The following is a 19562-nucleotide window of genomic DNA, read 5'->3' on the forward strand; positions in this document are numbered from 1 at the left end:
GGCGATACCGTGAGCGGCGGCGCCCCAGATCCCGACCTCAAGGGTGTTCTCTGGACGGGCTCACGGGTTGGTTGCTGAGCCAGGCAACGCCCGTGAGGAGCGTGTCATCCGCTGTCGGTCAGGACATCGACCGCGAGCGCGATCTCATGCTCCTCGTCCGCGGGCACGATGCGGATGCGTACCTTCGGTAAGCGAGCGTCACAACAGGCATTGCCTTGGGTGTTCGCGATCTCGTCAAGGGCGACACCCGCGAAAGCCAACCCACCACAGACGGCCTCACGGACTTGCGTCGCGTGCTCTCCGATACCGCCCGTGAACACGAGGGTGTCGAGGCCGCCGAGCGCTGCGATCAGCGAACCCGCCTCGCGCACGATCCGGTAGGCGAACAGGCCGAGGGCCTCCCGGGCCTTCGAATCGTCGCTTGCCTCCAACACCCGCACGTCGTCGCTGATGCCCGATACGCCGAGAAGTCCTGACCGCTCGTTCAGGAGCTCGGCCACGGCATCGGGCGACATGCCACGCTCCCGGATCAGGTGCAGCACGAGGCCCGGATCGACCGCCCCGCTCCGCGTCCCCATCATCAGCCCGTCGAGCGTCGTGAATCCCATCGTGGTGGCGACGCTGCGTCCGTCCCGGATGGCGCACAGGCTCGCCCCATGCCCGAGATGTGCGGCGAGGACGCGCCCGCGCGGAAAAAGCCGTCCGACATGGGCGTAGGAGAGGCCGTGGAAGCCGAAGCGCACGAGCCCCTCGTCGATCAGTGCCCGTGGCAGCGGGTAGAGCTGGGCGAGCCGGTCCTGGGTGCGGTGGAACGCGGTGTCGAAGCAGGCCACCTGCGGAAGGTCCGGCCAGGACTCCGCGACCGTACGGATACAGGCGAGTGCCTGGGGCTGGTGCGCTGGAGCCAGCGGAACCAGGCTCTCCAACGTGGCCAGGACCGCCGCATCGAGGCGCACGGGCGCCGCGTAGCGCAGTCCGCCGTGGACGATGCGGTGGCCGGCCGCTGTCGGCGGGAAGGGGAGCCGCGCGAGCAGCCACCGGGCGACGGTCGCGTGGCCGCCCGATGGTGGGCGCTCACGGTCCGCGGCTCCCCCTTCGACCGCAAGCTGCGGGTCCTTCCCGATGCCGGAGACGTGCGCGCGCCAAGCCGGGGCGTTCTCGCCCGGGCGGAACAAGGCACACCGTAGGCTGGAGGAGCCGGCGTTCAAGACAAGGATCATGTCGATGGCTCAGGTCTGGATGGTCCAGCCATCGACGGTCTCACCGCGGCGGGACTCGTTCTTTTGGGTCGGGCAGGCCTGCATGATGTCGCCGGCGGTGCGACGGTCGGGATGGTCGAGCCGTTGCCTTTCCGGCCAGGCCCAATCCTTCACCTCCGGGAGGTCGTCGCCGGTCAGGCAGACGTATGCCCGATGGGCGGCCAGGGCCTCCCTGAGCGCTTGCTCGGCATGCTCGCGATGGGCTCCGAGCCGGGGCGCCGCCTGCAGGGCAGCGAGTGCGAGGTGGTAGCGGTCGAGCCGGTTCAGCACGCACATGTCGAAGGGCGTGGTCGTCGTGCCTTCCTCGATGAAGCCATGGACGTGGAAGTTCGCGTGGTTCGTCCGCTTGTAGGTCAGGCGATGGATCAGCCAGGGATAGCCGTGATAGGCGAACACCACCGGCCGGTCGTGGGTGAACAAGCCGTCGAAGGTCGGATCGTCGAGACCGTGCGGGTGCACCTCGCGCGAGGCCAGGGTCATCAGGTCGACGACGTTGACGACCCGGACACGCAACTCGGGGACATGCCGGCGCAGCCAGTCCACGGCCGCCAGCGTCTCCAGGGTCGGCACGTCCCCGGCACAGGCCATGACCACGTCGGGCTCGGCCTCGCCCTCGTTCGTGGCCCAGTCCCAGATGGAGGCACCGGCCGTGCAATGCCTGGCCGCGTCATCCAAGCTGAGCCATTGCAGGGCGGGCTGCTTGCCGGCCACCACGACGTTGATGCGGTCGTAGGTGCGCAGGCAGTGATCCATGATGCACAGGAGGGTGTTCGCATCCGGCGGCAGGTAGATGCGGGCCGTGTCCCCGCGCTTGTTGGCCACGAAGTCGATGAAGCCCGGATCCTGGTGGCTGAAGCCGTTGTGGTCCTGGCGCCAGACATGGGACGACAGCAGGATGTTGAGCGAGGGCACCGGGCGGCGCCAGGGGAGCGCGCGCACGCCCTTCAGCCACTTGGCGTGCTGGTTCACCATCGAATCGACGATGTGAATGAAGGCCTCGTAGCAGGCGAACACGCCGTGGCGCCCGGTCAGGACGTAGCCTTCGAGCCAGCCCTCGCAGAGATGCTCGCTCAGGATCTCCATTACCCGGCCATGCCGCGCGAGATGGTCGTCGCCAGGCAGGAGCGCTTCCTGCCAGACCCGGTTCGTGACCTCGAAGGCGGCGTCGAGGCGGTTCGAAGCGGTCTCGTCCGGACCCATGATGCGGAAGTTGCGGGCCTCGTCGTTCAGAGTGAGAACGTCGCGTAGGAACGTTCCGAGCACCCGCGTCGCTTCGGCCGTGGCCGTGCCGGGGCTCGGCACCGTGACCTCATACCGGCGCAGGTCCGGCAGGCGGAGCGCTTGGGCATGCCGGCCACCATTGGCCTGCGGGTTGGCGGAGAGGCGTCGCTCGCCGGTCGGAGCCAGGGCCGCCAAGCGGCCGATCAGGCGCCCCCGCTCATCGAAGAGGTCCTCGGGTCGGTAGGAGCGCAGCCACCGCTCCAGGATGGCCCGATGCTCCGAGTTCTCCCGGACCGCGGCGACGGGCACCTGATGCGAGCGCCAGGTCCCCTCGACGGCCTTGCCGTCGACGACCTTCGGCCCCGTCCACCCTTTCGGGCTGCGCAGCACGATCATCGGCCAGCGCGGACGCTGGACCTCCCCGCCCCGTGCGGAGCCTTGGATCTCCGCGATGTCGTCCAGGGCGGCATCCAACGCCGCTGCCATGGCCTGGTGCATGCGGGCCGGGTCGTCACCTTCGACGAAGGCCGGCTCGTAGCCGTAGCCCACCAGGAGGCTGCGCAACTCGGCTTCCTGCATCCGGGCGAGGATCGTCGGGTTGGCGATCTTGTAGCCGTTGAGGTGCAGGATCGGCAGGACCACGCCATCCGTCGCGGGATCCAGGAACTTGTTCGCGTGCCAGGAAGCGGCGAGCGGGCCCGTCTCGGCCTCCCCATCGCCCACCACGCAAGTGACGATCAGGCCAGGATTGTCGAGTGCGGCCCCGAACGCATGTGCCAGGGAATAGCCGAGTTCGCCGCCCTCGTGGATCGAGCCCGGCAGCTCTGGCGAGGCATGGCTCGGGATGCCGCCGGGAAACGAGAACTGGCGCATGAGCCGGCGCAGGCCCTCGGTGTCTTGTGCGACGTCCGGGTAGACCTCGCTGTAGGTGCCCTCCAGGTAGGCGTTGGCCACAAGGCCTGGCGCGCCGTGTCCCGGCCCCCAGACCGCGATCATGTCGAGGTCACGCATCCGGATGACCCGGTTCAGGTGGGCGTAGATGAAGTTCAGCCCCGGCGTCGTGCCCCAGTGGCCGAGAAGCCGCGGCTTGAGGTGCTCGACCTTGAGGGATTCCTGCAAGAGCGGGTTGTCCATCAGGTAGATCTGTCCGACGGACAGGTAGTTCGCGGCGCGCCAGTAGGCGTCGATGTCCTGCAGCCCGTCCGGTCCGAGGGGACCCGGTACGAACGCCAAGCCCTCCAGGTGATCATGCCGGGGGTGGACGCGGTGTTCGTCCCGTCCGGGTGTCAGTTCCATGCCGGTCTCCAGGCGAGCTTCGGGTCTCCCGTCGAGTTTGCAGGCCCTGAACCGGAACGGCTTTGATCCATCTCAAGGCCATCTCCGGTCCGACGGTCATCATGGTTCCCGTAACCGAGAACGGGAGCCGGCAATGACCTTGGTCATGAGATCCACCTACGTCCGGTCGGTCCGGCATGTCCGGGTGCCGGTCACACTCCAGGCGCACAATACGGATGCGCCCTCGGTGGTTACGGACGGCTACCGCTACCGAAGTATCGGCAGCCTGCAGGCCTTGGGCCTCGCGATCCTGGCCTCGCTGGTGACCCCCACACTGCTGTGGCTGGTGCTGTGAAACCTTAAGTGAACCTGAGCCGGAGACGGACGATGGATGACAGGACCCTGCGCCAGCACGTGCTGGAGGAATTGGAGTTCGATCCGAAGGTAGACGCCGCCCATATCGGAGTGGCCGTTCGCGACCGCATCGTGACGTTGTCCGGCCACGTCGCCACCTATGCCGAAAAAGTCGCCGCCGAAAGGATCGCACAGCGCGTCCGTGGGGTCCGGGCCGTCGTCGAGGAGATTGAGGTCCGCTACCCAGCCGACGAGAGGACCGGCGACGAGGAACTCGCCTCTCGCGTCGTGAAGGTTTTGGCCTGGAACGTCCAGGTCCCGGACGAGACGATCAAGGTCAAGGTCGAGGATGGCTGCGTCACCCTCGATGGCTGCGTGCCCTGGTACTACCAGCGGGCGGCGGCGCAAGCCGCGGTGGCGAAACTCGCGGGCGTTCGCGAAGTGCTGAACCTTCTCGCGGTCAAGCCGCCGGTGCGGTCGGCCGACGTGAGGGCGAAGGTGCTCGCGGCCTTGAAGCGGACGGCGCGGGACCCCGACGGCATCACGGTGCGTGTCGAGGGCGACACGGTGGTCCTCGACGGATGCGTCGACCTCTGGCGGGAGCGCGAGCTCGCCGAGCGTGCGGCTTGGTCGATCCCGGGCGTCCATGCCGTCGAGGACCGCCTGACGCTGGCCTGGTAGGCGACCACCCCGAAGATCGACCGATGCGGGCGACGCCCTGCGCCGTCGAGGTTCCTGACGGTCACGGGGGAGAGGTGGAATGGTTGCCAAGGATCATGGATGCTGGGTTCCGAGGCGCAAGCCTGGGCGCCTGCTGCCACGTTGGATCGGCGCCAAGCTGGGAAGGCGGCCAAGGCAGGTCGGCAGCGAGGCACGCAAGCGGACCGTCCGATGGACATCGAGGCTCTGCTCCGGGTCGTCCAATCGGTGGTCGCGGGTGGGCTCGGCTCCTCTCCGGCCACCCTGCAGTCCCGCCTTCGCGATGAGTCCCCGTCACCGACGAGCCCCCGGGCAAGCGGGCGCCGATGGCAACGAGGCTTTCCTTGAGATGGATCAAGGCCCGGCAGGCAAGCACCGGACAGGATGCCCGCATCAGGTCGAGACATCTCGTCCAGGGGAGGCAGGCATGAAGATCTCGAACGTGATGGTGTCCCTCGATCTTGGGGCCGCGGCTGCCGACCGGGTCCAGCTCGCCGCGGGCATCGCCGGGCGCTTCGAGGCCAGGGTGATCGGCGTCGCCGCTCGGCAGGTGCCCGCCCTCATCGCCGTCAACGACGTCCGCGAGGCCGAGCGCATCTACGAGATCGAGGACCGTCGCGCGAACGAACAGCTCGCCGAGGCGAAAGCCTTGTTCGAGCGAGAGGCCGACCGCGGCGTCCGGACGGCTTGGCGTGCCGCAATAGCCGAACCGACGGCCTACCTGATCGAGCAGGCGCGTGCCGCCGATCTGGTGGTGGTGGGGCGCCACGGACCGGCCGACGGTGATCCCGGGCTGATGGGCGTTTCGGCCGGCGCGCTTCTGATGGAGGTCGGCCGCCCCGTTCTCGTCGTGCCACCCGGGATCGAACGACTTACGGCTAAACGGGTCGTCGTGGCCTGGAAGGACACGCGTGAGGCACGCCGTGCGGTCCACGACGCTTTGCCGTTCCTGACCAGGGCCGATGCCGTCCATGTCGTGGTGGTGGGAGCGGGCGCGCATGGGGAGGGCGCTGAGGACCTAGCCGCCTACCTGTCGAGCCATTGTGTCACCGTCACCACCCACCTGTTGCCGAGCCCCACGGTCGGCGGGTCCGAGGAGATCCTGCGGTTCGCGCATCTTGAGGACGCCGACCTCGTCGTCATGGGCGCCTACGGGCACACTAGGCTGCGCGAATGGATCTTCGGCGGGGCCACCCGCGACGTCCTGCAGACCACGTCCCTCTGCTGCCTGATGAGCCACTGATGCGCCACCTCGGCCGCCTTCGTAGCCTCGGCGCAGTCACGATCATGCTCACCGCGGTCTTTCCGGGTACGTCCGCCTCTGCCTGGGACCGGCGGGTCAAGCAGGGCGAGACCATCGCCCTGACGAACTGCGCGCGTTGCCACGCCGTCGGACGACTTGGTGCGAGCCCTCTTCAAGAGGCGCCCCCCTTCCGCACGTTGCACACCCGCTACCCCGTCGAGGACCTCGGCGAGGCCCTGGCCGAGGGCATCACGACCGGCCACCCGACCATGCCCGAGTTCAGGCTCGAACCCGACGAGGCGGACGCCCTGATCGCCTACCTCAAGTCGCTTGAGCGCTGAGCCTGCCCGGAGATCCCCGATGTTCCTGCGCTGCCTCCTCGTCCCGACCGCCCCCGGCATCGATCCGACGCGCCGCATGGATGCGGCGCTGCGTCTGAGCCGGCGCCTGCACGCCCACATCGGCGTGAGCTTCATGGCGCCTGGACCGGAGCATGTGCTGGCCAACATGGCGAGCCTGATGCCCGTCGATGACATGACCATCACGGCCATCGAGCAGGGCGTGCGCGAGGCCGCGGACGCCGGAAAGGCCGCGATGCAGGCCTGGTGCGCGCAGCGGAAGGTGGCGTTCATGCCTTCGGGTGAGCGGCTCGACGCCACCTTCGTGACCTGGGACGAGCTCTCGGGAGAGGTCGAACCCCTCCTGACGCGCGTCGGGCGCGTCAATGACTTGCTTATTGTAGACCGGCCCGATCCCGCGCAGCCCTTCACGGGGCGCGCGCTCGACACCGCCCTCTTCTCCATTGGGCGGCCGACACTAATGATCGGCGAACCTGTGACGTACGATCCCTTGTACCACGTGGTGATCGCCTGGAACGGCAGTCTGGAGGCGACGCGCCTGATCGGACAATCCATCACCCTTCTGCGCGAGGCCGAGCGGGTCACCGTGCTTCACGCGAGAACGGAGCGGTTCGAGGAGGCAGGCGCGGCGGACCTGTGTGGCTACCTTCGCTGGCACGGGATCGTGGCGGATGCGGTCACCTTGCCGGTGAAGGAGGGCATTTCGGTCGGCGCCGCCATCCTTGCGGAGGCCGAGGCCCGGGATGCTTCCATGCTCGCGATGGGTGCCTACACCCACAGCCGCGTGCGCGAGTTCCTGCTCGGTGGCGTCACCCGCCATGTCATCGAGAATGCCCGCCTGCCGGTCCTCATGGCGCATTGATGGATGCACTAAATCCAGGCCAGGGTTTCGGCCCGACGCGCTCAGAACGGTGCGGAGGCGCGTTTCGTGAACCGGGCAGACACGTTGCCGGACAGGTCGATGCTATCGGGATTGAGCTCCAGCACCGGGCTCCCGGGCATCAGGGCGAATGTCGTAAGATCGGCCCAGACGACGTTCGGGCTCGTGGTCAGCTCGAAGAAGTAGCGCCTGTTGGAGAGATCGGCGACGGTCCGATACTCGGTATTGTAGATGCCGAACCCCTTGTAGGGCGCACCGAACGGGACCGACAGGTTGCGGACGATGGCGAACATGGCCGCGGCCGCTTCGCGGTCCGTCCTCGGCGCCGGCAGCATCGCGCTGAAGTAGGCCGCTCGCTGAAAACGGTCTCGCGGGTTCACGTTGCCAGGAACGGACGTGTCGCTGCTCGGCCTTGAGAAATCCCGTGCTTGCAGGAGCGTGAGCTGCTCGTCGTAGGGCGGGTCGTTCGTCATGATCCGGTACTGCCGGCCATGATGGATCAGGGGCTTGCCGCCGACGTACTCGACGATGGCCGAATCGCCGCCGGCATCCTCAAGGGCGAGATGCACGGTCGTCTTGGTGCCGTGCGTCTCCGCCATTACCAGCTGCACCGTTTCGAGTAGGGCGAGGGCTTCCGTCACCGTGGCGGCGTTGTCGAGGACGTATTGTGCCCAAAGCCCCGCCTGCAGCCCAGGCCTGGCAGGATCGCGTGGCCCGAAATCGGTTCCCTGGAGAAACAGCATGTGCGCGGCAAGCCCGCGCTCGTTGAGGCCGTCGGCCGTCCCGAGGCCGTAGATCGTGGTCACCAGGCTTCCGTACAGCGACGTCCACCGCAACCCATTCTCCGGGACAACCTCGACCGCTCCGAGACGTGCGCCATCACGGTTCATGCCCTGGGGCAGGACCATCAGCGTCGGCTCGGTCGATTCCGGCCAGTCCATCGTCCGGCCGACGAGCACGCCAAGTCCATTGTCGTTCCAGAGAAGGCGCGAACAGGCCGCCGCCCCGCCCAGCGAGAGGACCGTCGCTCCCATCAACGCCGTGAGACTGACGAGGCGTGCGTGCGTTCGCGTCATCGGCATCGGGATACTCCTGTCGCCAAGGATACGGGCGATGCGAGGAATGTTCAGTGGCTCATCAGGCAGCAGACGGGACAGCCGGCGAGCAGGTCGCGGGTGACGCCGCCGAAAGCCCATTCGCGCAGGCGGCCGTGGCCGTAGCCGCCCACCACGATCAGGTCGGCCGCCTGCTCCGAAGCCGCGTCGATCAGCGCCTCTGCGGTCGTGGCGCCGTAGGCATCCTTCTGAACCGCTGTGGCATGAACGTCGTGGGCCTGGAGGAAGCGGACGGCGGCCTGGGTGTCGGCCGCACCCGTTCCGTCATCGATGGACAACACGACGACGTGCGAGGCCCGCTTCAGGAACGGCAGGGCATCCCCAACGGCGCGGCGCGCCTCGCGGGTGTTCTTCCACCCGATGGCGACGCGCCGGGCGTCGAGATGATCAACCATGGGAGGAACGACGAGCACGGGTCGTCCGAGTTGCATGACGGCGCTACCCGGATCGACCGTCATGAGCGGGTTTCCCTCATCGTCCCTGCCGAGGACGATGAGGTCGGCAGCGACGGCCTGGCGCGCGAGGAAGGCGTTTGGAAAGTCGAGGTTCGAGCGCCACTCGATGCGGCTCCGGCCATGGGCGGCCTCGTCGAAGGCCGCATGCGCGCTCTTGAGGTCGGCCAGGACCGCCTCCTGCACCGAGGCCATGCAGTAGCCCCCTCCCAAGGTCGGACCGACCGGCACGGCCTCGTAGGCCGGCATCTCGGCCGCGACTCCGATGAGGCCGGCGTTGAAATCGTCCGCGAGATGCCCTGCGAGGCGGATGCGGTCGTGCGCATGCTCGCCGAGGTCGACCGCGACCATGATGCTTGCGTAGGACATGGAAGACCTCACACGGAATGGGGATGTCGAGGTGCGATCCGACGAGCGACCGGAACCGGGGCTTGGGCCGGTCCCGGTCGGTGGTTCAGGCGAGCGTCAGGTGGTCCACGACGGAGCGCACGCCGGAGGCGGACCAGGCGGCGTTCTCGGCGAGCCGGCGCTCGTACCAGGCGTGTACGGACCCATCGAGCGTGACCGTGTCGCCCTTGACCGACACCGTGATGTGGTCGGCCTCGACCTCGGCGTTGCGCTTGAGCGCCGCCTCGATCTTCGAGCGTACGTCCGTGGCGCTCGCCCGCGGCTTGACCTCGATCATGTTGATGATGCCGGAGACGCCGGAGAGGCGCTTGAGGGCGGCCCGGGCCTCCTCCTTCTGGTACTGCCACGCAACCTCGCCCGTGAGCGTGATCCAGCCGTCCTGCACCCTCACCTGGATGGCGTTCGGCGGAACGGTGACGGACCAGTCGAGCATCTGCACGGCGCGCTTGGCCAGGTCCTCGTCACGGGGCAGCGCCTCGCCTGCGAAGCGGACCTTGATCTCCTCGACCACGCCGCGCACGCCGCGCACCTTCCGGGCTGCTTTTTCGGCCGCCATCCGCTCGGCGTAGCTGCCGACATGCCCGGTGAGCGTGACGATGCCGTTGTCGACGGCCACGCCGATATTGGCCGCCTCGATGCTCGGCTCGAAGTCGAGCTCATCGATGATGCTCTGTCGCAGGATCTTGTCGCTCATGGGGAAATTCCTTGGATGAGGAGGGTTCGGCGACGTATCCTGGCCCCCGCAAGCCGGCGGACATTGATCCAGCGCAAAGGGCACCCCGGCTCGGATCCTGTCCTCCATTGGGCATTCCCAGCACTCCGCCTGGTCCCCCTCCGCCAAGCGGCCCATCCTGACAGCCCGTGCGACAGCATCGGTCAGGCAGGGCCGGTCAAGCATCGGGACGTCGCCGAAAGCCTGCGGAACCGGGATGGAGCCCGAGAACATTGCGAAGGGGATGCCGCGCCGGCGCAGCGCACAGGCGAGGGTAAAGCAGGGTCCTTCCTGCAGGTCGACGCTCACCACCGCGAAGGCCGGCTCGCTGCGTGCCAGCCCCTCCAGGGCCGCGTCGCAGGAGACATAGGGACCTGCGACGGCGTAGCCTTCATCGGTCAGGATGTCTTCCAACCACATGGCCGGCAGCGCCTGCGGCTCGGCGACGAGCACGACGGGTTTGCAGGCTGGATCGTTCCCCGGCATGGCGCGCCCTTCCAATATTGGAAGCGCCTAAGATTGGGCCTGCGGGCCGGTCCGGCCTTGATCTACCGCAACGGAAGGACCGCGCTTAACAGCATCGCGGCGACCGCGAGCAGCATGCAGGCGGTGGCGACCCAGCCAAGCCACCGAAGCGGCCCGCGGATGGCGAAAGTCCCCATGATGTCGGTGCGGGCGGCGGCCAGCATCATCACGGCCATGATCGGCACCGCGATGACGCCATTGACGACGGCGCTCCAGTACAGCGCCCGGATGGGGTCGACGGCACCCAGGCTGATGATCATGCCGACGAGGGTGGCGAGCGCCACGGTCCCGTAGAAGGCGCGGGCCTCCAGCAGGCGCCGGCCGAAGCCCACCGGCCAGCGCTGTGCCTCGCCGACCGCATAGGCGGCCGAGCCGGCCAGGACCGGCACCGCCAGGAGGCCGGTGCCGATGATGCCAAGCGCGAAGACGCCGGCCGAGAGGGGCCCGGCGATGGGACGCAGCGCCTCCGCGGCCTGGGCCGAGGTCTGGATGTCGGTGATGCCGCGCGGGTGCAGCACCGCGGCGGTGGTCACCATGATCGCCAGGGCGACGACGTTTGAGAACGTCATGCCGACGAGGGTATCGACCCGGATTCGGTGAAGGGCGGCCTTTCCCTGCTCGGGGGCATGCGCGAGGTCGCGCCGCCGCGGAAAGGCGTGCAGGTCCTCGGCCTCCTCCGCCGCCTGCCAGAAGAACAGGTAGGGGCTGATGGTGGTGCCGAAGATCGCCACCAAGGTCGTGAGGCTTGCCCCGCTGCCGTCGAGACGAGGCACCGCCATGGCCCATCCGAGCTCGGACCAGGAGACATGGGCGAAGATGACCACGCCGAGATAGGCGAACAGACTCATGGTCAGCCACTTCAGCACGGCGACGTATCGTGTGTATTGCAGAACCAACTGCATGTAGACGCAGGTGCCGGCGAACAGCGCGACGTAAAGCCAGCGTGGTCCCGGCAGCAGGAGGTTCAGAGCGTCCGCCATCGCCCCGAGATCCGCGCCGAGGTTCAGGACGTTGGCAAAGAGAAGGAGCATCACCACGGCCTGCAGGAGGCCGTTGGGATAGTGCTGGCGCAGGACTCCGGCGATGCCGTGGCCGGTGGTGCGCCCAATCCGCGCCGAGACCATCTGCACGGCAGCCATTAGGGGCAGGCTGTAGAGCATGGTCCAGCACAGCCCGTAACCGAGTTGCGCTCCAGCCTGCCCGTATGTGGCGATGCCGCTCGGGTCGTCGTCAGAGGCCCCCGTAATCAGTCCCGGTCCGAGAACGCCTAGCAGGCGTGGTTTTGACGGACCGACCGCGGCACTCAGGCCCTCCGGATCGTCCGGCTCGCCCAGGATGCCGGTGACTGGTACCGGCACCTCCGTCATAGGCCGATGCCCCGCGTGTCATCAGGGCAAATGTCGTGCGTGAGTGACGACAGGGCATCGGGCGCGGAGCAGATCGTGCGGGCGACCTTCAAGGTAGCGTCCAGGTCATCGCGGTCCGTACCATAGCGACGGCATAGGGCTTCGAGCCACGGCAGCGTGCCGTCAGGCCCTGGCCAGATCGCCGTGGCCGAAACGTGGTACATTCCGTCGAGGGCCTCGATGCCGTAACCGGTGACGGCCCATTGCCGCCCCCGCCAGTGCACCGGTTCGGTAAGCTCGTGTCCCATGACGTCACTCCCATTCGAAACGGGGTTACGTGAGTTCTTCCTGCACTTCCGCCGCGTCGCAGGCATCCGCTCGAAGCCGCCAATCCACCAAGCCATTGGCTTCGCAGAACAGGGTCTGCCCGGCTGTGATGGCAGAATCCGATGACGGAGCCGGGACGAGGACCTGATGCTGGAGCGCGCGCCGCTCATGGCCGGTATCGTCGCTGACCTGCTTGTGGAACGTGACCAGGAACATCCTCATCGGGTCGCCTCCGTCCTCTTGTGACGAGACGCCGTCTCGTCCTTCGCGATCGGAGATGAGGCCGGAATCGGATGGTCGCCTTGATCTGCCGCAAACCCGGCCCCCGCGTGTGGGTAGAAGCGGGCGCGCTTCGGCGAACGAAGCGCGTCGTGGGGGTCGGAGGACGCCACTCGATGGGCATGGGCCTTGCCGTGCAGCGGCCAGTACCGCTCCATCGCGAGATAGGTGAAGGAGGCCGACCAGCCGATGAGCAACAGGCCGTTCAGCGCCTCGACGCCGGAGATCAGGCGGGCATGCCCGACGGGGAAGTGGTCGCCGAAGCCGAGCGTGGTGTAGGTCACCACCGAGAAGTACAGGCAGTCCTCGAAGGTGGTGACCGGCACGCCCGCGAAGGCGCCGTTGCCGAGTTGGAGGACGAGCAGCCAGTAGGCACAGGCGTAGATCCACACCGCCGCCGTGTGTCCGACGAAGGCCGCCAGCACCACCACGAGGATGCGGGCGCGCGGCGGAATCGGAAGTTCCGCCAGGTGCTCCGAGGTCAGGCGCAGGACCTCGTACAGCACCAGGATGGTGGTGATGACGAGGATGACGCTGGCGGACATGGCGAGAAGCATGTGGTTAGCCCGGGAAGGAACCCGGGAGGAGCATGCCCCGCACTGCGACGGTCGCCTTGACCTGCCTCAACGCAGCCCCGGACGCCCGCACCAGCTTTCTGGTCCGGAGGTCAGCGGGCCCTGATCCAGATCAACGCGGGACCCGATCCCTTGCCGTCTCCTGGTGGATGCGCCCCAATCCCGGGCGTGCGTCAGCAAGGGAGGCCGGCCATGCCGGACGTTCGCGTATCCGAGGATCTGTGGTCCACCGGAATGCTGCCCGAGGGCATCCTGGAGCGCTGGCTGGTCGAGGACGGGGCCAGGGTGAGGGCCGGGGAAGCCGTGGCCGCCGTCCGGATCGGCGAGGCGCTGCACGACATCGTCTCGCCGGCCGGGGGACGCCTGGAAGTGGTCGCGCCAGCCAGCGAGGTCGTCGACCCGGGATGCATCATCGCCGAGGTTCATTCCTGACGCCGCGCGGCTGCCGGACCTTTGAGGGAGATCAAGGCCGGCCGGCCCGCGAGGCGAGAGGATGACGGGAGCGAGCCGCGGCGGAGTGCGCCGCGGGCACCGGTCGGAGGCTTCGCATGGCACAAACCAACCTGCACGCGCGCCCCTCGCCGTCGGGATGGCCGACGGACGAGATCCTGCTCGGCACCCTCCAGCACGCGGTCGGCGTCGTGTTGGTGCTGGTCGCATGGGTTCTCCTCCTCGTCGACCAAGGCCGCGCGGGCGCCTCTGCACTCTTGCCAGGCCTTCTGGTCTTTGGGCTGTCGACCGCCAACCGGCTTCGCTTCCGCGCCGTGCTGGAGCGCGCCGTCGCGCTTGCCGGTGCCTGGACGCTGCTGGCCCCCTGGATGCTCGGGTTCGCCGCCAACGACGTGGCGACCTGGGCCCACGTGACGCTCGGTGGCGTGACCCTCGCGTCCGCGCTGGCCTGGCTCAAGCTGGCGAGAAAGCCATGACCGGAGCGTCATCACCCCTAGCCGGCATCCTCGCCCTGGCGGGATTGGCGATGGTCGCCATTACGTTCCCGGCTGCTGCCGGCCCGGATGAGGATCACCGCATCCAGGGCTGGACCGTTGCCGCGCAGCTTTGCAGCCGGTGCCACGTCATCGGCAAGGAGCCACAGGAAGGCGGACACGTCGGACCGGACTTCCGGACCATCGCCGCCATGCCGTCGACCACGGGCGTGGCGCTCAATGTCTTCCTTCAAAGCCACCATCAATGGATGCCGAGCGTGCGACTGGACCGGGACGAGCTGGATGCGGTCATCGACTACGTCCTCAGCCTCAAGACGGCGGAGCCCGCGAGGCCGTGAGGCCGTGAGGCCGGAGATCGAGAGCGATGCTTCCCTTTCCCGTACTCCTGGCCGACATCGGCGGCACCTACGCCCGGTTCGCCATTCTGCCGCGGCCGGACGCACACCCGACGCCGATCTGGAAGGTGGCGACGGCAGGCTTCCCCGGCCCGGTGGAGGCTATAAGGTCCTATCTTGATCGGCCCGAAACGATCAGGCCCTGCGCCGCCTTCCTCGCCGTCGCGGGTCGGGTCGGGAGCGGCGTAACGCGCCTGACCAACGCACCCTGGCGGTTCGACCTCGCTGAGATCGGCGTCGCGCTCGGCCTCGACGCGATGCGGGTGGTCAACGACTACGTGCCCCTCGCGGCGGCCCTCACGATTCTGGACCAGGCCGACCCCGCCGAACTGGCGCGGATCGGTCCACCGGTGACCGGCGCGGGCACGCGCCTCGTCATCGGGCCGGGGACGGGCCTCGGCGCGGCGGCCCTGATCCCGGCAGGCGAGCGTTACCTGATCCAGACGACGGAGGCCGGGCATATCGGGTTCGGACCCTGCGAACCGGATGACGGCCTGCCATGGCGCCGGCTGATGCCGTCGGAGGGCAGGCTGACGGCCGAGACCTTGTTGTCCGGTCCTGGCCTTGTGAGGATCGCACGGGCGCTCGCGGCGGCACGCGATGCGGAGGTCTGCTGGCGCCTGCCGGCGGAGGTCCTCGACGACAGGGCGGGGAACGCGGCCGCGAGGCAGACCGTCGAACAGTTCGCACGCCTTCTGGGCCGCTTCGCTGGCGACCTCTCCCTCGTGTTCGGGGCGACCGGAGGCGTCTTCCTGGCCGGCGGGATCGCTCCGCGGATCATCGCGGACTTGCAGGGCGACGCGTTCCACGCCGCCTTCGAGGACAAGCCGCCCTTCCATGAGGCGATGCGCGCCGTCCCGCGCTTCGTCATCACACGTCCGGAGCCCGCCATCGATGGACTGGCCGCGCTTCTGGCAGACGAAGACGGCTTCCTGATCCCCGGCCAGGACTGGCGCAGGGTTGAGGCAGATCAAGGTCGTGCACCGACGCCCGCTGCACCATGAGGGCCTCTCGCGGTCGAGCTCAGGAGCGAACTCGATGTCCTATGCAAGCCTCATGGTCGCGGTCGATGACGGACGCCACGCATCAGGGCGGGTCCGTCTCGCCGCCGAGCTCGCCCACCGCTTCGGCGCGCGCCTGGTGGGGGCGGCCGGCTGCCTCCCGGAGTATCCGCAGGGCTTCGGCGAGACCATCGTTCCGGCCGGCATGGCCATCGAGGAGATTCGGCAGGCCGCCCTAGACCGTCTGGCGGGCGTTGAGCAGGTCTTCCGGCAGGCCTCCTGCCTGAACGACCGGATCACCTGGCGCTCCGACTTGACCGCCCCGGTTCCTTTCCTGGAGCAGCAGTCGCGGGCATCGGACCTAATCGTCGCCGGCCGCCCCGCGGATGACGAAGGCGTATCCCCCGGAATGATGGTCGGCGTCGGTGACGTCTTGATGGGCAGCGGCCGACCCGTTCTCGTGGTCCCGCCGGGCGTCGAGCACCTGGGGGCCCGGCGGGTGATCCTGGGATGGAAGAACACCCTTCAGACGCGCCGGGCCGTCTCGGACGCCCTGCCGTTCCTACGGCGGGCCGAAGCTGTCCAGGTGTTGCGGGTCGCCGATGGCGAGGATCGGTCCGAGATCGAGGACGTCGTCGCATTCCTGGCCCTGCACGACGTCAACGCGGCCGCGCACGTCGTGAAGCCCTCGGTATGGACCGTTGCCGACGACCTCAGGACGGCGGCCAGCGAGTTCGACGCGGACCTGATCGTGACGGGGGCCTACGGCTACAGCCGCCTGCGCGAATGGTTCTTCGGCGGAGTCACGCGCGACCTCCTGTCGAAGGGCCCCGTTTCCTGCCTGATGTCCCATTGATCGCGAGTCCGCTCATGTCCAACCCGGGCAACCCCGAACATCCCGAGCCGAGTTTCCCGCCACCGTCGCCGGCGTTCCCGCCCGACCCTGGCTGGGATCCCGTGCCGGAGCCCTTGGGCGTGCCGACCTGGGAGCCCGAGGGCATTCCGCCGGCGAACGAGCCCCTGGGCATTCCTGGCGGGATGCCGCCTGAGATCGTCCCCTGATGCTTGCGGGCGCCGCAGCAAGCCGGAGGTAGATGGTGCACCTGATGCCCATCGTGGCGTGGTACCCAACTCCCGGCAGACGAGGGCGCGGATGCGCCGCTTGGAGGCACAAGCCCGTCGCCGGGCCTGAGATGCACCCAAGTCCTGATTTGATGCCGTTCTTGGCTCGACGCGAAACAATGTCAGACGTTAATTCCGCCTCAGTGAAGCCCATCCGTTGGCCAGTGAACGAGGCGGATCCCATCCCACAATTCGAAGTGTTTGTCGTCGGCCATCAAGATTGCGATGCCGAGCGCTTCAACGTCGTCCATCGCGAAGATGTCCCGAGAGTCGGACCAGTGTCCGTTGCACAGCAGGAAGAAGCACGTGTAACGGGTTCCGTGCCCGTTCGAAGCCGTGTCCAGCGACTGATCATGGTCATTGGGCATTGTAAGATCGCCCGTTGAGATGCCCCTGCCGCCAGGGGGACAGCTTTTTTCAGTATGGTTCGAGGAGGTGCTTACGCCTTGACCCTGATCAAAATACGCGACCGCATCGCCGGCCTTTCGCAGCATGGATACGATGATCGCTCGGAAACCGGTGAGACCTATGATCTCATTTTTCCACTTCTCCAAGTATATCGCCGGTCTTAGGGTCCAGGTCGAACTGCATTGCTTTACCGTTTTTCAGGCCTTCACCATCCCAGTGACCATCGTCAGCCTCGATCTTGGTGATCGAGGTGTAACCGGACGACATGAGCTTCTGCTTGACCTGATCCAGGGGCATCCAATCCGGCCCCGGCTGGTCAGCCAGGGCGACACCGTGAAGGCATACGCCAAGCGCCACCGTGCAGGTCAACATCGAAAATTTGGTCATATTTCACACCTGGGATAGATGTTAGCCGCGGATCAAGACTGCGGTATCAGTTGTACAATAGAGCATTGTCGATGCTCCACGCACATTTGGTGCGGCTTCCGGTCACCGCGCTCTCGGGATGTATTCAGCGTTTCAAACGTAATGGCCAGTCCCGGTGTCGGGCCAGGCTGGTTGTCTGTCACGGAGCGATCAGGTTCCGTGGCAGGCGACCGCCGAGCGGGCCGCCGTACGGGCCGGTTAGGATGCGACTCCGAGGGTATCGCGTATCGGATAACGTTCGGCAGAACGCGTTATGCCAGCGGGAAGGTGGTGACGAGGAGGTTTGCACGAGGATGGAGATGGCGCGGGAGGCCCTGACTGGCTTTCTCACCGACCTGCTCGGCCAGCACACTCATGAAGATCCTCCTGCCTAGGGCAGTCTCCGCCCTCTGGCGCTCGGAACTCAAGCGCGCCGGGCGCCGGGAGATCGGTGGCGTCTTCATGGGCGAAGCCCTCGGCGGGGATGGATTCCGGGTCGTCCAGGCAAGCGTGCAACGCGACGGAGGCAGCCCGACTCGCTTCGTCCGGGACCCGGAGCACCACGGGAAGGCCATCCGAGAATTCCACGCGCGTACCGGCCACGACTACCTACGTTTTAACTACCTTGGCGAGTGGCACTCGCATCCGTCCTTTGCGACGCAGCCAAGTCGTGACGATATCCTCGCCATGCAGGAGATCCTCGGGGACTCACGCGTGGGCGCCGCGTTCGCCTGCTTGCTGATCGTTCGCCACCGGCCTTTCCGACGGCTGGATATCGGCGCCAACGTCTTCACGCTGGACGGAGGCATCTCGTCCATCCCGGTGGAGCACGAGCGGTAACCGCAGTACGTCGCCAAGCCTTCCCATCCTGCGACCAGGGGCGGCCCTATCCTTCGCATTGCACAGCGCTCAGGGCGTGCTTGGCAACGACGCCGGACGCGGACATGTACCGGCGAGAACGAGGCGTCTCGTTGGTACCGGGTACATCGAATGTCATGTATGATGCGTGTCTGGCTGGGTCGCTCGCCCCATCTCGCCCAGGGTTCCCTGGGCCCTGACGCGCGTTCCCGGTTTTGCCCGGGATCCACAGTTGACCTGCACGGGCAAGCTCTACCTCTGTCTCGGCCAGGACGATGCCGCCAATTTGCGGTAGCCCCTGCGCACGTCACCGCACGATGACGGGCCCGTCACGAGGGCGTTGGTCGACGCCATCGCACGTAAGCCGAAGGGCCACGATTTCGTCATCGAGCGGGCGCGTCCCGCCGCGGTCCGGCGGCACATGAGCGTGATGGGCGGATAGACGGCAGCTTCGCGCCAACGATGATGCCGACCGAGCAGGTGCGGCGCCAGTGCGGATCGAACACGGCGCGACCTTCCGGCGTCCGGTTGCACCTTCGGACGGGGTGCTTGCCGGACAGCGGGGGGGTAAAAGCCCGACCGACGCCAGAGGCCGACGCGGTAGCACCACGACGGCAAGGGAGAGCACAGCATGTCGGATCTCGCCACCCTGCGTAGCCTCTCCGGGCTCAGCCCGGAGCCCGCGACCCTGAAGGGTTCGGCCCTTGTGATGGTCGACCTACAGAACACCTATCGCGAGGGGGTTATGCGCCTCGAAGGCGTCGAGCCGGCGCTCCGCGAGGCAGCCGCCCTTCTCTCCCGCGCGCGCGACGCGGGCATCCCCGTCTTCCACATCCAGCACGACGCGGGGCCGGGCTCGCCCTACGACGTCAGGGCGGCCATCGGCCGGATCAGTGACGAGGTCGCCCCCCGGGGAGACGAGCCGGTGATCACCAAGGCCTACCCGAACTCGTTCGTCGGCACCGACCTCCAGGCGCGGTTGGATGCCGCCGGGGTGAAGGACCTCGTGCTGGCGGGTTTCATGACGCACATGTGCATCAACTCTACCGCGCGCGGCGCATTCAGCTTGGGGTTCCGGCCCACCGTGGTCGCCTCCGCTACGGCCACCCGTGATCTACCCGCGCCTGACGGTTCGGTCGTCCCCGCCTCGCAGCTTCAGGCGTCGAGCCTAGCCGCCCTTACGGACCTCTTCGCCGTGGTCGCACCGAGGCAGGGTGACATTCGGGGCTAAGGTGCCTTGACGGCGGATGGGGACGGGCAGCCTCTGGGACGAGCCGACAGCCTTCTGCGGTTGCCATGGGTCGAGAATAGGCCGTCCCCATCCGGCATTCCCGCTTTGAAGCGTACACTTCGCCATCGGACGGAACCTGCCGACCGTCCAACGTCCGCCCCGATTACTC

General features: G+C 67.6%; 23 protein-coding genes and 1 pseudogene. 13 read left to right on the plus strand and 11 right to left on the minus strand.

Going from position 1 to position 19562, the window contains the following annotated elements:
* Window positions 1–104: 104 nt before the first annotated feature.
* Both AC0IY1_RS14935 and AC0IY1_RS14940 read right to left on the minus strand, forming a co-directional pair.
* Entirely contained in the window at window positions 105–1220 is a 1116-nt protein-coding gene (locus AC0IY1_RS14935; protein ID WP_471770491.1) for an acetate/propionate family kinase, read from the minus strand.
* A gap of 9 nt (window positions 1221–1229) precedes the next feature.
* Window positions 1230–3776 (minus strand): phosphoketolase family protein, encoded by a 2547-nt coding sequence (locus AC0IY1_RS14940; protein ID WP_471770492.1) that lies wholly within the window; start codon window positions 3774–3776, stop codon window positions 1230–1232.
* Window positions 3777–3921: 145 nt separating this feature from the next.
* Between AC0IY1_RS14940 and AC0IY1_RS14945 the strand changes: the two genes are divergently transcribed.
* From AC0IY1_RS14945 to AC0IY1_RS14965, 5 genes are all read left to right on the plus strand, one after another.
* On the plus strand, window positions 3922–4110 hold the full coding sequence (locus AC0IY1_RS14945; protein WP_471770494.1) for a hypothetical protein: 189 nt from the start codon (window positions 3922–3924) through the stop codon (window positions 4108–4110).
* Window positions 4111–4142: 32 nt separating this feature from the next.
* Complete coding sequence (locus tag AC0IY1_RS14950) at window positions 4143–4790, plus strand: BON domain-containing protein (RefSeq protein WP_471770495.1); 648 nt, start codon at window positions 4143–4145, stop codon at window positions 4788–4790.
* Between the two features lie 445 nt (window positions 4791–5235).
* Window positions 5236–6051 carry a universal stress protein gene (locus tag AC0IY1_RS14955; protein WP_471770497.1) on the plus strand — a complete coding sequence of 272 codons (816 nt, stop codon included), beginning with the start codon at window positions 5236–5238 and terminating at the stop codon, window positions 6049–6051.
* Between the two features lie 44 nt (window positions 6052–6095).
* A complete protein-coding gene (locus tag AC0IY1_RS14960) occupies window positions 6096–6392 on the plus strand; it encodes a c-type cytochrome (protein WP_471770754.1) in 297 nt (98 codons plus the stop codon).
* A gap of 19 nt (window positions 6393–6411) precedes the next feature.
* Entirely contained in the window at window positions 6412–7272 is an 861-nt protein-coding gene (locus AC0IY1_RS14965) for a universal stress protein (protein ID WP_471770499.1), read from the plus strand.
* Between the two features lie 41 nt (window positions 7273–7313).
* Here the strand turns inward: AC0IY1_RS14965 and AC0IY1_RS14970 are convergent, their stop codons facing one another.
* The 7 genes from AC0IY1_RS14970 to AC0IY1_RS15000 all read right to left on the minus strand — a co-directional run bounded on the left by AC0IY1_RS14970 (window position 7314) and on the right by AC0IY1_RS15000 (window position 13011).
* Window positions 7314–8366 carry a linear amide C-N hydrolase gene (locus tag AC0IY1_RS14970; protein ID WP_471770500.1) on the minus strand — a complete coding sequence of 351 codons (1053 nt, stop codon included), beginning with the start codon at window positions 8364–8366 and terminating at the stop codon, window positions 7314–7316.
* 50 nt (window positions 8367–8416) lie between these two features.
* On the minus strand, window positions 8417–9226 hold the full coding sequence (locus tag AC0IY1_RS14975; protein ID WP_471770502.1) for a universal stress protein: 810 nt from the start codon (window positions 9224–9226) through the stop codon (window positions 8417–8419).
* A gap of 85 nt (window positions 9227–9311) precedes the next feature.
* A complete protein-coding gene (locus tag AC0IY1_RS14980) occupies window positions 9312–9959 on the minus strand; it encodes a BON domain-containing protein (RefSeq protein ID WP_471770756.1) in 648 nt (215 codons plus the stop codon).
* A 566-nt stretch (window positions 9960–10525) separates the two neighbouring features.
* On the minus strand, window positions 10526–11860 hold the full coding sequence (locus AC0IY1_RS14985) for an NRAMP family divalent metal transporter (RefSeq protein ID WP_471770503.1): 1335 nt from the start codon (window positions 11858–11860) through the stop codon (window positions 10526–10528).
* A gap of 5 nt (window positions 11861–11865) precedes the next feature.
* Window positions 11866–12156: a hypothetical protein gene (locus AC0IY1_RS14990; protein WP_471770504.1), complete on the minus strand. Its 291-nt coding sequence runs from the start codon at window positions 12154–12156 to the stop codon at window positions 11866–11868.
* 25 nt (window positions 12157–12181) lie between these two features.
* Window positions 12182–12397, minus strand: a complete 216-nt coding sequence (locus AC0IY1_RS14995; RefSeq protein WP_311274049.1) for a hypothetical protein — start codon at window positions 12395–12397, stop codon at window positions 12182–12184.
* The gene (locus AC0IY1_RS15000) at window positions 12394–13011 is read right to left on the minus strand and encodes a potassium channel family protein (protein WP_471770506.1); all 618 of its coding nucleotides are present in this window, start codon (window positions 13009–13011) and stop codon (window positions 12394–12396) included. The genes AC0IY1_RS14995 and AC0IY1_RS15000 overlap by 4 nt, the downstream gene beginning before the upstream one ends.
* Before the next feature lie 210 nt (window positions 13012–13221).
* Between AC0IY1_RS15000 and AC0IY1_RS15005 the strand changes: the two genes are divergently transcribed.
* From AC0IY1_RS15005 to AC0IY1_RS15025, 5 genes are all read left to right on the plus strand, one after another.
* Complete coding sequence (locus AC0IY1_RS15005) at window positions 13222–13461, plus strand: biotin/lipoyl-containing protein (protein WP_471770508.1); 240 nt, start codon at window positions 13222–13224, stop codon at window positions 13459–13461.
* Window positions 13462–13577: 116 nt separating this feature from the next.
* On the plus strand, window positions 13578–13955 hold the full coding sequence (locus AC0IY1_RS15010; protein ID WP_471770509.1) for an SPW repeat protein: 378 nt from the start codon (window positions 13578–13580) through the stop codon (window positions 13953–13955).
* A gap of 50 nt (window positions 13956–14005) precedes the next feature.
* On the plus strand, window positions 14006–14311 hold the full coding sequence (locus AC0IY1_RS15015) for a c-type cytochrome (RefSeq protein WP_471770511.1): 306 nt from the start codon (window positions 14006–14008) through the stop codon (window positions 14309–14311).
* A gap of 26 nt (window positions 14312–14337) precedes the next feature.
* On the plus strand, window positions 14338–15372 hold the full coding sequence (locus AC0IY1_RS15020; RefSeq protein ID WP_471770513.1) for a glucokinase: 1035 nt from the start codon (window positions 14338–14340) through the stop codon (window positions 15370–15372).
* 34 nt (window positions 15373–15406) lie between these two features.
* Window positions 15407–16225 (plus strand): universal stress protein, encoded by an 819-nt coding sequence (locus tag AC0IY1_RS15025; protein WP_471770515.1) that lies wholly within the window; start codon window positions 15407–15409, stop codon window positions 16223–16225.
* A 406-nt stretch (window positions 16226–16631) separates the two neighbouring features.
* Here the strand turns inward: AC0IY1_RS15025 and AC0IY1_RS15030 are convergent, their stop codons facing one another.
* Together AC0IY1_RS15030 and AC0IY1_RS15035 are read right to left on the minus strand one after the other, a co-directional pair.
* On the minus strand, window positions 16632–17045 hold the full coding sequence (locus AC0IY1_RS15030; protein WP_471770517.1) for a hypothetical protein: 414 nt from the start codon (window positions 17043–17045) through the stop codon (window positions 16632–16634).
* Window positions 17026–17286 (minus strand): PepSY domain-containing protein, encoded by a 261-nt coding sequence (locus AC0IY1_RS15035; RefSeq protein WP_471770520.1) that lies wholly within the window; start codon window positions 17284–17286, stop codon window positions 17026–17028. The genes AC0IY1_RS15030 and AC0IY1_RS15035 overlap by 20 nt, the downstream gene beginning before the upstream one ends.
* Window positions 17287–17679: 393 nt before the next feature.
* Here AC0IY1_RS15035 and AC0IY1_RS15040 point away from each other — a divergent pair, with 393 nt between their 5' ends.
* From AC0IY1_RS15040 to AC0IY1_RS15050, 3 genes and pseudogenes are all read left to right on the plus strand, one after another.
* A complete protein-coding gene (locus AC0IY1_RS15040) occupies window positions 17680–18144 on the plus strand; it encodes a Mov34/MPN/PAD-1 family protein (protein ID WP_471770522.1) in 465 nt (154 codons plus the stop codon).
* A gap of 247 nt (window positions 18145–18391) precedes the next feature.
* Window positions 18392–18604, plus strand: a pseudogene (locus AC0IY1_RS15045) (GTP 3',8-cyclase MoaA); the annotation flags it as partial.
* A gap of 189 nt (window positions 18605–18793) precedes the next feature.
* Window positions 18794–19393, plus strand: coding sequence for a cysteine hydrolase family protein (locus AC0IY1_RS15050; protein ID WP_471770523.1), 600 nt, complete (start codon window positions 18794–18796; stop codon window positions 19391–19393).
* The last annotated feature ends 169 nt before the right edge of the window (window positions 19394–19562 follow it).

This window comes from Methylobacterium sp. AC690 (genome assembly GCF_979256535.1).